Origin of the sequence: Rhodococcus sp. 008, from assembly GCF_001682295.1 — a bacterium.
GTDB classification, from domain to species: domain Bacteria; phylum Actinomycetota; class Actinomycetes; order Mycobacteriales; family Mycobacteriaceae; genus Rhodococcus_F; species Rhodococcus_F qingshengii.
In genome coordinates this window covers 971,980-985,694 of record NZ_CP012749.1, presented here as the reverse complement: position 1 = coordinate 985,694, position 13,715 = coordinate 971,980, and the positions used below count along the sequence as shown (strand labels likewise).

Here is a 13,715-nt window from a genome sequence, read left to right as displayed (position 1 = left end):
GATCGGACTCGGCTCGTAGGGAACACTGAGACCCATGAGCCTTTCGATAGCCGACTCCGGCATCCGTCTGGCTGTGCTCTGCATCGTCATGGCACTTGTCGCCACGCTCGTCTACCGATTCACCTACCTCGGTAGCGTTCGGGTGGTCCCCGGTGCCCTCGCTCGTGGCGCTCTTCAGCTGGCTGCGATTTCGTTGATCCTTGCCGCCGCCTTGGCCCACATCTGGTCGGCGCTCCTCGTGCTCGCCGGCATGTTCGTTGCGGCGTCTTTCACCGCGGCACGACGCTCGAACGCGGGGACGTCCGGAGTTTGGCTGACCATCGCGTTGGCGTCGGGAATCGGTGTGGTTCTGCCACTGATGCTGCTGTCCGGAGTGGTTCCGCTGCAAGGCGTCGCTCTGGTGCCGATCGGCGGCATTGTTCTGGGTGGCGCGATGACTGCAACATCGATGGCAGCCAAACGCGGACTCGACGCCGTCGACGACCGGTACGGGGAAGTGGAAGCAGCACTGAGCCTTGGATTTTCCCAACGCGATGCGCGGTGGGAGGTAGCCCGCACCGCTGCCTCCGATGCTCTGCTGCCTGGAGTCGACCAGACACGCACGGTCGGCCTCGTGACATTGCCCGGAGCCTTTGTCGGTGTGTTGCTCGCGACGGGATCGGCCGTTCAGGCCGGTGCTGTGCAAATTCTTGTATTGGCAGGGTTGTTGTTGGCACAAACCTGCTCGGTGGCCGTGGCGTTGGAACTCGTCGCCCGCGGTTTCGTCTTTCGAGGCCAAGCTGTCAGGCCTGCGCGAGTTCGTTGATCTTGTCGCTGCGAAGGACGCGGCCGGGAAGATCGGGGGTGTTTGCCGCGAGGGTGATCATTGCCCTGCCGATGTTTTCACTGGTGATCACGCTGCTGGGCCACACCCTGCGTAAGAGTGGGTGGAGAGGCACGGAGATTTGATACGACCGTGTCGATTCGTGAATCGTCCATGTATTCGACCAGCACTCGGTTGCCGACCATCACAACGGAACGGACTGGAGATCATCCGGCCGGCATGGCCAACTGAACGCTTGACCTGCAATTATGAGTCCATTTTGATCCGACTCGCGACTAAAGTCCCTACAAACCGGCTGGACGGTTGGCTGAAAATAGTTTTATGGACGAAGGAGTTGATGAAATACACGTTCTCGGATCGGAGTCCGCCGGTCGAATGGTAGAGGCGTCGGCGATCATCGTTCTCGGTGCGCTCTGTGCAGTAGTCGCAGGTTCGGGTGTGTTCTTTGTCGTCGGATCGATTGGTGGCTTCGCCCGATTGCTCTACCTGGTTGTTCGTGGTCCGCTCAACTCTTGCTCGGTACCGGCGTCGACTGTCGAGCTGGCGCCTTCGAGAACGTCATGTGGTCGTTGATGCTCCCGAACGTCGAGTGAAGACGATCAAGGATGTAGTTCTGACGCATGTTCCACGGTGACTTCGATCCCTGCTTCGGGAACTGTTCCACAGCACGCATGACGTACCCCGACGCCAGGTCCAGGATCGGCCGCTGGTCCATCTCTTCGCTCGCGTGCGGCACGCACTTCGAATAGCCGCGCTTGTCCATCTCCGTCAGCAGTCGGCAGACGTACATCGACGTGAGATCTGCTCGCAGAGTCCACGAGGCGTTGGTGTAGCCGACGCACATCGCGAAGTTCGGTACGTCGCTGATCATCATGCCCTTGTAGACGTAACGATCACCGAGGGTGACGGGTTCGCCGTCCACTTCGATCGACATCCCGCCGCACGCTTCCATCTTCAATCCTGTTGCAGTGACGATGATGTCAGCTTCGAGTTCGCGACCTGACGCGAGACGAATTCCGGTCTCGGTGAAAGTGTCGATGCGATCGGTCTCGATCGAGGCCTTGCCCGATCGGAGGGCTTTGAACAAATCGCCGTCCGGTACGACGCACAAGCGTTGATCCCAGGGATCGTAGGTGGGTGTGAAGTGAGGATCGAGTGGGATCTCTTCCGGGAGTTGGCGACTGATCGCGAGGTTCAGCAACCGCTTTGCGCGCGCTGGACTGCGCCGGCACAGTTGGTAGAAACTCAGGTTCACTACGATGCTCTTCCATCGAGCGATGCTGTGCGCGAGCTGATTCGGCAGTACTGCGCGAATGGTGTCCGATAATTTGTCGCTGGACGGCAGAGCCAGAATGTATGTCGGTGATCGCTGGAGCATGGTGACATGGCTCGCGTCGCGCGACATCGTGGGGACCAAAGTGACTGCGGTGGCGCCGCTTCCGATCACAACGATCTTCTTGTCGGAGTAATCGAGATCCTCGGGCCAGAACTGCGGGTGCACTACGTCGCCGCTGAATGATTCACGTCCAGGGAAGTCGGGGGTGTATCCGCCTTCGTAGCTGTAGTAACCACTGCACAGATAGAGGAAGTTGCAGGTCAGGGTTTCATCTTCGTCACCGGTCGTGACAGTGACCGTCCACGTCGAGTCAGCTGACGACCATGATGCGGCCGTCACCTTCCGGTTGTACCGAATCTTCTTGTCGATCCCGTTCTCTCGCGCGGTGTCGCGCACGTACCGGAGGATCGAATCACCGTCGGCGATTGCTTTGGCATCTGTCCACGGCCGAAACGGGTAGCCGAGCGTGAACATGTCGGAATCCGACCGGATGCCAGGGTATTTGAAGAGGTCCCAGGTTCCGCCACTGTTCGCGCGGGCCTCGAGGATTGCGTACGACTTGCCGGGAAGCTCGGTCTGGAGTCGATACGCAGCACCGATGCCGGACAAGCCGGCGCCGACGATCAGGACATCGAGGTGTTCGGTGCTCATCAGTTCGGACTCCGTATCGATCGTGTGGGGCCACCGGGCAGGCTAAGTGTTCGATCTCCACACTACTGAACGATGCTCAGTAAGGCGAGGATGACCATGTGATCGTCGGCGGTCGGATAGCCGCACACAGTGGTTTACCTGCGGCGTCGGTGAGGCCGAGGTCTCCGTGGAGCATGCCGGAAGCGTCGGCCTCCTCGGCGATGTGCTCGGGGATCGCGTCGAGCATCAGCTTTGCGCGCCGAAATATCTCGAACGTCTGGTCATCGGATACCGTCACCCAGGACAGGTAGATGAAGCGTCCGCGAGGTGGACCCTGGATGTATGGACCGAGTAAGTCCCAGGCACCGGACTTTCGCTCCAGACTCGCTGTCAGTTCCCATCGCACTGTCTCGGTATCTCCCGGTACGAGGTCGAGGATTTCGTGTGGCTTGCCTCGGCGCTGAACGCCGACGTGGATGTTGCTGCGCTCTTCGAAGGTTGCGGTTTCGGAACACTCACGTCCGGGCAGGCTGTGACCGGTGATGATGATCTGCATATCGACATCATGCTCTGCATAGGTCGGGAGGGGTTGGCGTGGTGAGTCGTTCGGGTAGAACCTCTGTTGCGGCCGTGGTGGCGAGCATTCTGTTGTCGGGTCTCGGGTGGGGGTCAGGTGTTGCAGTGGCGACGGCGGACGAACCGGAAGTCGCGGGCGCGCTGGAGTCCTATGGCGAACTCTCGGCCGCAGTGTTTCCGGTCGGCGCCGGTGAGACGCAGCGGGTCGTCTATCGAACTCTGCGTACCGCTGACAGATGGGGAGAGTCGTCAGGGTCCGTGTTTCTGCCGGAAGGCGCCCCACCGGCGGGCGGTTGGCCCGTCATCTCCTATGCCCACGGAACTTTGGGCAGTGCGGATCAGTGTGCACCCTCGTCGACCGGATTCGGTCCGGGCGAGATCGAACCGATCGAACGCTGGTTGGAGCAGGGGTACGCGGTGGTCGCTACCGACTACTCGGGAGTTGGTACCGACGGGGTGCTGGCCTATCTCGACGGACATGCCGCCGGCGCGAATGCCGTCGACATCGTGCGGGCCGCGCACGAGTTGTACGGCAATGTGCTGAGTCCGCGGTGGATGGTCGCGGGTTTGTCCGAAGGTGGTCATGCGGCGTACTTCGCGGGACACGATGCCACCACTCGTGCGCCGGAATTGGATTTCCGTGGCTCGGTTGTCGTCGCAGGCCCCACACACATGGAAGGGCTGTTTCCGTTGGGCGGCCCGCTGTTTCCCGACATCGGTATCACCGGGCTGGTGGGATATGCGCTGTACGTCCTGGCTGGGATCGACGATCAACGACCCGAAGAGAACATTCGCGAGGTTCTCTCGCCGCAGGGGATCGAGTGGATGGAAAAGGCTCGGACACTGTGCGCCGGAGATCTCGGCCGACACATTCGAGCCGAACGAATCCAGTTGAGCTCGTTGTTTTCTCGGTCGGTATGGACGCCGCGCATGTACGACCTGTTCCGCGAGATGATGCAGGTGCCGGTCGACGGCTACGACCGTCCACTGCGCGTGGTGCAGAGCGTGTCGGACACAACGGTTCCTGTCGCCCTTACCTGGGCGCAACTGGTCGACATGCGTTCGCGAGGAACGCAGTTCGAGTATCAAGAACTCGCCGGAATCAGCCACGGTCAAACGACGGTCGCTTCGATGGACCAGACCATGGAGTTCGTCGATCGATTGATGAGGTGATGTTCGGCGGTGTTGTTGTTTCAGTGTGGTTGTTCAGCGCATACGTCGCGGCCCGTAATCGTGGCCACCGTTGGCGAACCACACGATTGCCGCAATCGCGTACAGAATGCAGACCAGGAGAAGTAGCCCGCCTGCGATCCACAGCGAGATCTGACCGAGCCGTTTCACTCGATCGGACGCGTACCGCGACCCGGCCACATCGCCTTCAGCCCACAGCGGATACACGTTGAAGGCGTGCGTGAAAGCGGAGAAGGAAAGCGGCCAGAAGAACAGCAGCGAGACCACTGCCCAGCCCGCATTGACGGGTGGTCGAATCGGGTGCTGAGGAACGGATTGCTGGACAGTGGGTTGATCCGGGGTGGTCATGGGGGCTCCTGACATGAGGTGGCCCTTTCGACGCTACTGCGATGGAGCTGAAGAATCACTGAAAAACGGTGTTCGGTGATGCGATGTGGATCAGCGGCGTAAGTGTGCTGGATCAGCCGCATTGCCAGTCGTGACCGCTGGTGGTGGTTCCGGGTCATTGTTGTGCAGACGAGGGGCGTTCACGTCAGCGCAACTCGATGCCGCTCCGCGAGCATCCTGGCTACCGGCAGGACGTCCTTTGCTGCCATCTCGATACGTTCGAATACCTCGGGGTTGAGGATAGTCGTTCCGTCGAAATCACCTGAGCTGAGATAGATCCCGACCGGAGCGGTCAGCGCTTGGAAGAAAGCGAACAGTGGCCGCAGGGCATGGTCCAACACGAGAGCATGGCGGTCGCTGCCACCTGTAGCGGCAAGAATCACCGGAGTGTTGGCAAGCGCGTACTGGTCGACGAGATCGAAGAAATGCTTGAACATTCCCGTGTACGAGCCTCGGAACACCGGTGACGCCGCGATGACGATATCGGCGGACTCGACTGCTGCCAGCGCTTCGGCGGTCACTGAGTCGACGTGATCGCGATCCAGAGCAGATGCAAGACCAGGAATCAGATCCACGATCTCGAAAACTCGTGTGTCGATCTGCTCGAAGTCTCCCAAGGTTTCGACGATCAGGTCGACGAGGGCACGAGTCTTGGAGGGTTTTTGGAGATTGCCGACAACGGCAACAATTTTGAGCGGTGTGCTCATCGAAACTCCTATTCTTGGGACGACTTCAGTGATTCGATTTCCTTACGCACAACGGGGGCTACTTCGGTGCCGAGGATCTCGATCGCACGCAGCATGTCCTTCTGTGGCACGTTGCCGAACCCCATCTGGATCATGATGCGGTCATGATGGAACAGTTCGTACTGCGCCATCGTCTTGTCGATGATTTCCTGCGGGCCGCCGAGGAAGAACGCACCCGCGGTGGTTGCCTGCGCTTCATATGCCCTGCGCGGCATGGGAACTCCGTTTCCGCGCTGATGATGATTCTGCATCCACCCGGCCTGGAAGTACGGGTACGACGTGTCGAGTGCTGTTTGCTTCGAGGTATCGACAAATCCTGGCGAAGCAATCGAGACAGCCAGTTTCTTCGGATCGTGTCCGAACTCCGCTGCAGCCCTGCGGTATAGATCGACGAACGGTTCGAACTGTTGGTAACTTCCACCGATGATGGCCAGTGAGAGGGGCAGGCCCAGTTTCGCGGCACGGACGACAGAGGCCGGAGTACCTCCGACTGCGATCCACACCGGAATCTGACGGTCCGGGCGGGGCGTCACGTCACCGTCGATCAGTGGTGGGCGAAGTTGTCCTTCCCAGTTGATCGGGTTCTCGTCGCGCAGTTTCAGTAGTAGATCAAGCTTTTCGGCGAAGAGTTCGTTGTACTGGGACAAGTCGTACCCGAAGAGCGGAAATGACTCCGTGTACGAACCTCGGCCGGCAATGATCTCGGCACGGCCTTCGGAAAGCAGGTCGACTGTCGCGAACTGTTGGAACACACGGACGGGATCGTCGGAACTGAGTACAGTTACGGCGCTGGACAGCTTGATGTTGTCGGTAGCCTGAGCCATTGCCGCGAGCACAACTGCCGGGGCTGAGACTGCGAAGTCGGTGCGATGGTGCTCGCCGACGCCGAAGACATCGAGTCCAACCTGATCGGCAACGGTTGCCTGCTCCACCAAATGGCGAAGGTGGACACCGGGATTCATCATCGCGCCGGTAGTGGGATCTGGGGTGAGTTCACCGAAATGGTAGACGCCCAATTCGAAAGCCATGTTGTTTCTCGCTATCTGTTCGTGGGGGTGATGGAAAGCTGTCCTACGTGCGCATCGCATGCGCCGCCTTGATTGGTGTGATGTGTGGCAAGTCGGGAGAAGAAGCGTTCGAGTACCGGAAGCTCCTCGGTTTCAATGAGATCGGAGAAATATTCGGCGATCCCTCGCGTGTGTATGGCGGACGCTTTTCGAAGCGTCTTCTTGCCTGCAGGCGTCATCGATACCGTCACGACGCGTCGATCGTTGTCCGGTCTAACGCGCTCCACTAATCCCGCCTCGACCAATCGATCGACGACGCGCGTCACGCCACTGGTGGTGACCAGGACCAGTTCGGCCAGATCGCCCATTCGGATCGTGTTTCCCGGAGCTTCGTGCAGTCGGAGCAGAACGTCGTACTGGCCAAGGGTGAGTCCGGTGGTGGTTCGAAGGTCCGCCTCCATCTTGCCGAGGATGACGCTGTGGGAGACGACGAGGTCGCGCCACACACGACCACGTACGTGTTCATCAGTTGTCATCGGTGACGCCCTCCATTTATTTGCGACCGCAAGTATTGCTTACTCAAATAATACGCGTGCGACCGTCGAACTATTCCCTGCTCTTATTTGCGCTGGTAGTGAGGTATTGACTCGAACACGTGTTCGAGTATGATTTGGGGAGGGGATCGGGGGATTCAATGAGTGTCTTGTTGTCGGATGTGGTGTCTGGTTCTGCGGTGGGGTTACGCGGACGTCTGTGGCAGTTGTCTGCTGCTGAGTTGCGTACCGCTGCTGTCGAGGCGAGTGCGGAGATTCTGCGTCTCGAGGCTGTGCGTGTGGCTGTGGTGGACGAGTTGTCGTTGCGTCCCGATGATCAGGTGATTGCGAGCCGCGGGGTGGGTGCGTGGTTGGCGGCTAACACGATGCTGCAGGTTCGGGACGGGAAGAAGATCGCCGCCCTGGGTGCAGCGTTGCGGCCGTTTCCGGCGGTGGCGGCAGGCTTCGATGATGGGGATTGCTCGTTCGAGCACGCGGTGTTGATCGTGGCGTTCTGCGAGTCACCACCTAAAGGCATGCCGGAGGAGGCATTACCGAAGTGCATCGATTTGTTGTTGGCAGCTGCGTCGGGTGTGGAAGCGACGACGACGAAAGTGCGGAACGTGATCGCGACCTTGGAGCGGTTGTTCGAATCGGATGAGATCCCGCCCGCCGAGGATGTCGATCTCAACGAGTTGCGGATCGCGTCGACGCTCAATGGTCGGGTGGTGGTGCGTGGGGATTTCGACGCCCTGACCGGTGAAATGCTGCTGTCGGCGTTGTCGAATCTGACGATGCCCACCCCGGCACCCGATGGAACCCCGGATGCTCGGTCGGCGCCGAAGCGCACGGCGGACGGGTTCACGGAACTAATCCGCCGGTATCTGGACTGCGCGAAAACCGGTACCGATGGTGGCCAACGCCCGCACGTGAACGTGCACATCAACGCTCGGGATCTCGCTGAGCATCGGGACTGCGCCGCAACACCCTCCACTGCTGATGACGGAATGGCTGTATCGGATCTCGATGTCGGGCACATGCCCTGGCTCGGACCGCTGTCGGTGTCGCAGACCAGACTCCTTGGGTGCGATTGTTTCCTGTCCACGGTGCTGCTCGATGATCACGGCGCGCCCTTGGATGCGCAACCAGGAAAACGATTGGTCACCGCCGAACAGCGAGTGGCGTTGATCGCCCGGGACAAAGGCTGCGCGTTCCCCGGCTGCACATGTGTACCGGCCTGGACGGATGCGCACCATATCCGGCACTGGGCGAACGGTGGCCCGACGGTGATGAACAACCTGGTCCTGCTGTGCCGTTCACATCATCGGCTGATGCACCGCAAATCCGGGTTCGTCGGGAAATGGGTGATCCGCATCGGCGCCGACAACAAACCGTGGTTCATCCCGCCACCCTCGATCGACCCCGGGCAGCAACCCAGGCCGGCGAACACCACCTTCAAAACCTGAGAGGTCAAACCTCTTTGGCGACAACAGAACACGGACCGAGCACCGCATCGAAGGGATCCTCCGATGCGGTGCCAACCGGCCGTGGAGGAGTCGAATCAGTGCTTCGAGCGCTTGTGGCGGTACATCTCCGCATCGGCCGTATCCCAAGTCTCGGAAAGGCTTTGGGTCATGGAAAAGTCGGCTCGACCGATCGAACAACAGACGTCGGCATTCCGGAACGCCTTCTCCAAACACTCGAGCAGGTAGTCGACGGCGCGCGGCTGTGTATCGGGCAGAGCGATTCCGAACTCGTCTCCGCCCAACCGTGAAACCACCGCACCAGGGTGCGCGCACGCTGCCAAGATCTTGCCGGCCCTTTGAACGTATTCGTCGCCCGCGGCGTGGCCGAGTTCGTCGTTGATGGTCTTCATGCCGTCCAGATCGACGATGATGATAGCTCCCGGATCGGCGAATTGGCGGTACCGAGTTTGCTCGGCCTCGAGGATGCGATTCCACCCGCGCCGATTGAGAAGACCTGTCAACGGGTCGGTCTCGGCATCGAGTTGCGCAGTTTCGGCCAGTCGGACTGACTGCGCGCGCTGATAGTCGACATCGAGAATGGTTCCGAGAAGTCGGCACAGGAGATTGAGGAGGGCTAGGTTGTCCTCGAGCGCGGAGTCGCCCGCACTCGGGTCGGCGCCACACAGAGTGCCGAAGAGACTGCCGTCGTTGTGGAGGATTGGGATGCTGACGTATGCGCCAATGCCTTCCCATCTGCCATCACGGGACAGTGCGCGCACGAGCGCGCGATTCGATGAGACTGGCGGCGCATTTCCGAGTACCACCTCGCTGCACATGGTGTTTGGCCAAGCCCGGGTCTCGCCGACTTCGATGTGAAGTGGGTTGGGTGAGACGGTGAGAAAGATTTGATTGGACCCGTCGAACCGCGTGATCGACCACAGTGCCAGCGGAAGATATTCGTCGAGGTAGGACACGACCGAGCGACTTGCGTCGTCGAAATTCGTCAGAGGTGGCAAGAGTGGCAACATCGGGATGGTGCGCGTCTGGCCGTGCGGCATTTTGACCTCCTGATCGACCCTAGGATTCTGTCGATGTTCAGGCTCTTGGTCCCGCGTGCGACAAATCTTCCACGAACAGTCTGCCTCGAGAATCCTCGCGATTGCTGAAAGTGTGCTGTGATTCTTCCGACCGCGGGGCCGTGGATTCTTTGGTGGCCAGCTAATCTTCCGGTATGGAGCTGGCGCGTGGAGCGAACACAGTCGTTGAGGGAACTTCGCTGAAGGTGGCGGTGAACGGTAGCGCCCCGGGCACGGTAGACCTGATGGTGTTCCAGCTCGACGAACGGAACAAAGTACGGGACGACGCAGATTTTGTCTTCTTCAATCAGCCGGTCTCACCCGAAGGCGCGGTGCGCTTGGAGTCCGGCGGCGTCATCGAAATCGACATTGCGAGGTTGCCCGCTGACATCCATCAGCTGAGTGTTGCCGTGGCACTTGATGCGGCGGCAAACGGAACCCTGTCTGCTGTCGGGGGCCTTGGGGTCGTGGTGGAGCAGGTTGGTTCCACCGCCATCGTGGCTCAGGCTTTGGGGTTGACGAGTGAGAGAGCAGCGGTTCTCGTCGAGATCTATCGCCGCGGCACGGGCTGGAAGCTGCGAAACGTGTCAGCTGGCTGGGACAGCGGATTGGCGGACCTGGTAACAGCATTCGGCGTTTCGGTCGACGAGGAACCGCCGGCTCGACCCGCCGGCTCTGCTGAATCGACAGGCGGTATCCGGACCGTGCCCGACGAAGCCAAACTCTCCATGGTGAAGCGGGAGAAGCTGGACCTCCGAAAGCGCGAAGTGGCCAAGGTCCTGCTGACCAAGGGTGGCAACGGAATTCGGGCACGGGTGGTCCTGGTGATCGACAAAACCGGAAGTATGGCCAAGCAGTACCGCACCAGAGTGGTGCATCGTGTTGTCGAACGCATGATTCCCGTTGCGATCCAACTCGATGACGACGGCAAGCTGGAGCCGTACTTGTATGCAGTCAGCTTCGTCAAACTTCCCGAGATCTCTGTCCATGACGCGGAAGAGTGGTCGGATACCTACCTGCACTTGCGCGGCTCGCACGGCGGATTCAACTACGACAAGATCGGCGCCGCAAATCGTGAAGTGCCGATCATGACTGAGATTCTTTCCGGCCTGACACGTGGTTCCGCGCCGACGCTCGTCCTGTTCTTCACCGACGGAGGCTTCAGCGAGCGCAAGGAAATCACGAAATTGATGCGCGAAGCGTCTGGGCTCCCGGCCTTTTGGCAGTTCGTCGGAATCGGCAAGGCCAACTACGGAGTGCTGGAGAAGCTCGACGACCTCGACGGCAGGGTGGTCGACAATGCCGGATTCTTCGCGCTGGACGACATCGACACCGTCGACGACGCCCAGTTGTACACCCGTTTGCTGAGTGAATTCCCGGATTGGCACAAGGCAGCTGTAGCCGCGGGCATCACAACGCCGTGATTTAGCTGGTCGAAACCAACTGCGGTGCATTCTCTTTCAAGAATTCGTCGATGTGCGCCCAGGTGGAGTCTCTCGCGGTGGGGCCGGCAACGAGCCCGAGGTGACTTCCCGGCGCCTTCTCGAACCGGACCGACGGCGCGCCGGTGAGGACCGACGTGATTGCTTCCACCGAAGCGATGGGTGCAATCACGTCAGTGGTGCCGCCGATCGCGAGAACGGGAACGCTCAGAGCTGACAGTTTGATCTCGCGTCCGGCAAGCGTGACGGCGTCGTTGTAGAGATTGTTGCCGAGCATGAGTTGTTCGCAGATCTGCTGAAAAGCCTTGCCAGGGTATCCAGGCATGGCTGCCATGAACTTGTCTATCGATTCCATGCGAGCCAGTGTCTCGGTGTTGTGGAGGTTGCGCATGATGAACCATGGCTTGAGAACTTCGCGCTGCAACGCCGTCACCTTGTAACTCGCCTGAACGAGTGGAGCAGGTAGTCCGCCGACAAGATTGGTCGCGGACGTGAGTGGGGTGTCGCCCGTGTATTTGCCGATCAGCCTCAAGGGGCTGATAGCGGGAATCTTCGTGTAATCGATTGGCGTTCCGATTGCCGTGATCGATGCGATCGGCAGGTCGGAGTGAGCGGAGCCCGTGAGCAGAGACATGGTCCCGCCGAGGCTCCACCCGATCAGCGAAACCGGTGCGCCGTCGTGTAGATCCGAGATCGTACGGATCGCTTCGGGGATGATGTCGTCGACCCAGGCCTCGAAACCCATCCCGCGGTCGGAGTACCGCATGGTCCCGTAGTCGAGGAGGTAGGGCGTGTTCGCCCCATCCAGTAGGTGCGCGGCGAGGCTTTGGCCCGCACGAAGGTCGTAACAGTCGGCTGAAACCGCGAGGGGCGGTACGAGGAGAACCGGATTACCTCTTGGCCTCCACAATGCGCCGAAGCGATACAGATCGCGGTGTGGACCTTCGCTGATCAGTACGGACGGGGTGCGTTCGGTCTTCTCGACACCGTCGCCGAAGGAGAGTCCCCATGCATTGCGTGCTGCGGTGTCCAGCGTCGGACGCCACGTCGCGATCAAACCACTGATATCGAGCACTGGTTCCCCTCGGAGTCGAATCGGCGGACGGCCGAGTCAGCCGCGCTCGGTGTATGTTACCTGCCTTCACATACATCGACTTCGTGGGTGCAGAAACCCAGCTCGGCAACGGAGCCACCGTGCCGAGCTGGGTTGATCGGGGTGGTATGGCAGTGATCGGGTGGGGACGATCAGGCGGGGACGATCAAGCCGGTCGAGGCTGTGGCCGTCGCGTATCGCTGTGCAACGTCTTCCCAGTTGATGACGTTCCAGTAGGCCTTCACGTAGTCGGCCTTGACGTTCTTGTACTGCAGGTAGAAGGCGTGCTCCCACATGTCGAGCATGAGCAACGGAACGATACCGATGCTGATGTTGCCTTGCTGGTCGGTGAGTTGCTCGATGACCAGGCGCTGCCCGACCGTGTCGTAGGCCAGTACTGCCCAGCCGGACCCCTGCAAAGTGGTTGCTACAGCGGAGAAGTGGTTGACGAATGCGTCGAAGGTGCCGAAGTGCTCGTCGATTGCGGCTGCCAACTCTCCCTCTGGCCGCTCACCGCCGTTGGGGGAGAGGTTCTTCCAGAAGATGGAGTGATTGGTGTGGCCGCCGAGGTGGAAGGCGAGGTTCTTGCTGAGCAGCGGCGCCTTCGCGGTGATCGTGCCGTCTTCGCGCGCAGCAGCCAACTGCTCGATTGCGCTGTTGGCGCCCGCCACGTACGTGGCGTGGTGCTTGCTGTGGTGCAGTTCCATGATCTCGCCGGAGATGTGCGGTTCGAGAGCGGCGTAGTCGTAATCCAGTTCGGGGAGAACGTATTCAGTCATGTGACATGCCTTCCTTTGAGGAAATGTTGTGAGTCGAGAGATTTCGATAGGTTCGATTGTGATAGACGAGCGGCGCTGACATGTGCTGCGGATCGATGACGTCGACGACGCGTGCAGTGACGATCACTGCGGCGCCACATGTAGTGGCATTCAAGGGAACCGCACGCAGGGCGTGGCCTGTCCCATGTAGGAACGGTTCACCCGTCGAGAGAAACGACCAGGGCATATCGTCTCCGAAGCGCACAGCGCCGCGGGTTGCGAACGTGGAAGCCAGTCGTTCGTTCGCCGAATTTGCCAGGTGAACAACAAAACTGCGGGCGGAAGCGATGACGCTCGCAGAGCCTCGCAACGACTGCAGTGAAAACGCCAGAACTGCAGGATCGGCGCTGATCGAGATCACCGACGATGACGTGATGCCGGCCGGGCCGTCATCGCCCGTTGCGGTGATGATCGAGACGCCGGCGGGATGGTTCCGGAACGCCTCGACGAAGGAGTTTCGGATGGACGGCTCCGCATCAACAGAGTCGTCCGAAACAGATTGGGTGCCAACCAGTTTTGTGGTCACTCCTCGCCCCTCTTCTGTCTCGGGTTTTGCTGCCGTTGCACTGTCTTGTGCAATACCGACGTTAA

At 60.2% G+C, this 13,715-nt stretch carries 14 protein-coding genes; 4 read left to right on the top strand and 10 right to left on the bottom strand.

What is annotated here, in order from left to right:
- The first annotated feature begins 34 nt into the window (after positions 1-34).
- Positions 35-805, top strand: coding sequence for an ABC transporter permease (locus AOT96_RS04615; protein WP_007731470.1), 771 nt, complete (start codon positions 35-37; stop codon positions 803-805).
- 523 nt (positions 806-1,328) lie between these two features.
- On the opposite strand, the gene AOT96_RS04610 is transcribed toward AOT96_RS04615, so the two are convergent.
- The gene (locus AOT96_RS04610) at positions 1,329-2,810 is read right to left on the bottom strand and encodes a flavin-containing monooxygenase (protein WP_065351364.1); all 1,482 of its coding nucleotides are present in this window, start codon (positions 2,808-2,810) and stop codon (positions 1,329-1,331) included.
- A 76-nt stretch (positions 2,811-2,886) separates the two neighbouring features.
- Positions 2,887-3,345 carry a DUF5990 family protein gene (locus AOT96_RS04605; RefSeq protein ID WP_065351363.1) on the bottom strand — a complete coding sequence of 153 codons (459 nt, stop codon included), beginning with the start codon at positions 3,343-3,345 and terminating at the stop codon, positions 2,887-2,889.
- A gap of 38 nt (positions 3,346-3,383) precedes the next feature.
- Here AOT96_RS04605 and AOT96_RS04600 point away from each other — a divergent pair, with 38 nt between their 5' ends.
- Complete coding sequence (locus tag AOT96_RS04600; protein WP_042922323.1) at positions 3,384-4,538, top strand: alpha/beta hydrolase; 1,155 nt, start codon at positions 3,384-3,386, stop codon at positions 4,536-4,538.
- A gap of 33 nt (positions 4,539-4,571) precedes the next feature.
- Here AOT96_RS04600 and AOT96_RS04595 read toward each other — a convergent pair whose 3' ends face one another.
- The 4 genes from AOT96_RS04595 to AOT96_RS04580 form a co-directional block, all read right to left on the bottom strand.
- Complete coding sequence (locus tag AOT96_RS04595) at positions 4,572-4,904, bottom strand: CD225/dispanin family protein (RefSeq protein WP_054827127.1); 333 nt, start codon at positions 4,902-4,904, stop codon at positions 4,572-4,574.
- A gap of 179 nt (positions 4,905-5,083) precedes the next feature.
- Complete coding sequence (gene msuE / locus AOT96_RS04590) at positions 5,084-5,650, bottom strand: FMN reductase (RefSeq protein ID WP_007731485.1); 567 nt, start codon at positions 5,648-5,650, stop codon at positions 5,084-5,086.
- Positions 5,651-5,658: 8 nt separating this feature from the next.
- A complete protein-coding gene (locus AOT96_RS04585) occupies positions 5,659-6,717 on the bottom strand; it encodes an LLM class flavin-dependent oxidoreductase (protein ID WP_047271106.1) in 1,059 nt (352 codons plus the stop codon).
- Positions 6,718-6,728: 11 nt separating this feature from the next.
- Positions 6,729-7,232 (bottom strand): MarR family winged helix-turn-helix transcriptional regulator, encoded by a 504-nt coding sequence (locus AOT96_RS04580; RefSeq protein WP_030535216.1) that lies wholly within the window; start codon positions 7,230-7,232, stop codon positions 6,729-6,731.
- Positions 7,233-7,390: 158 nt separating this feature from the next.
- Between AOT96_RS04580 and AOT96_RS04575 the strand changes: the two genes are divergently transcribed.
- Positions 7,391-8,695: an HNH endonuclease signature motif containing protein gene (locus AOT96_RS04575; RefSeq protein ID WP_065351362.1), complete on the top strand. Its 1,305-nt coding sequence runs from the start codon at positions 7,391-7,393 to the stop codon at positions 8,693-8,695.
- Between the two features lie 95 nt (positions 8,696-8,790).
- On the opposite strand, the gene AOT96_RS04570 is transcribed toward AOT96_RS04575, so the two are convergent.
- Positions 8,791-9,753 carry a sensor domain-containing diguanylate cyclase gene (locus tag AOT96_RS04570; protein WP_058037733.1) on the bottom strand — a complete coding sequence of 321 codons (963 nt, stop codon included), beginning with the start codon at positions 9,751-9,753 and terminating at the stop codon, positions 8,791-8,793.
- A gap of 173 nt (positions 9,754-9,926) precedes the next feature.
- On the opposite strand from AOT96_RS04570, the gene AOT96_RS04565 reads away from it, so the two are divergent.
- Positions 9,927-11,195: a vWA domain-containing protein gene (locus tag AOT96_RS04565; RefSeq protein ID WP_065351361.1), complete on the top strand. Its 1,269-nt coding sequence runs from the start codon at positions 9,927-9,929 to the stop codon at positions 11,193-11,195.
- A gap of 1 nt (position 11,196) precedes the next feature.
- Here the strand turns inward: AOT96_RS04565 and AOT96_RS04560 are convergent, their stop codons facing one another.
- The 3 genes from AOT96_RS04560 to AOT96_RS04550 form a co-directional block, all read right to left on the bottom strand.
- Entirely contained in the window at positions 11,197-12,288 is a 1,092-nt protein-coding gene (locus AOT96_RS04560; RefSeq protein WP_007733778.1) for an alpha/beta fold hydrolase, read from the bottom strand.
- A 170-nt stretch (positions 12,289-12,458) separates the two neighbouring features.
- Positions 12,459-13,085 (bottom strand): superoxide dismutase, encoded by a 627-nt coding sequence (locus AOT96_RS04555; protein ID WP_003940303.1) that lies wholly within the window; start codon positions 13,083-13,085, stop codon positions 12,459-12,461.
- A complete protein-coding gene (locus AOT96_RS04550) occupies positions 13,078-13,650 on the bottom strand; it encodes a flavin reductase family protein (RefSeq protein WP_042451450.1) in 573 nt (190 codons plus the stop codon). Before AOT96_RS04550 ends, AOT96_RS04555 begins: the two co-directional genes overlap by 8 nt.
- Positions 13,651-13,715: the final 65 nt, after the last annotated feature.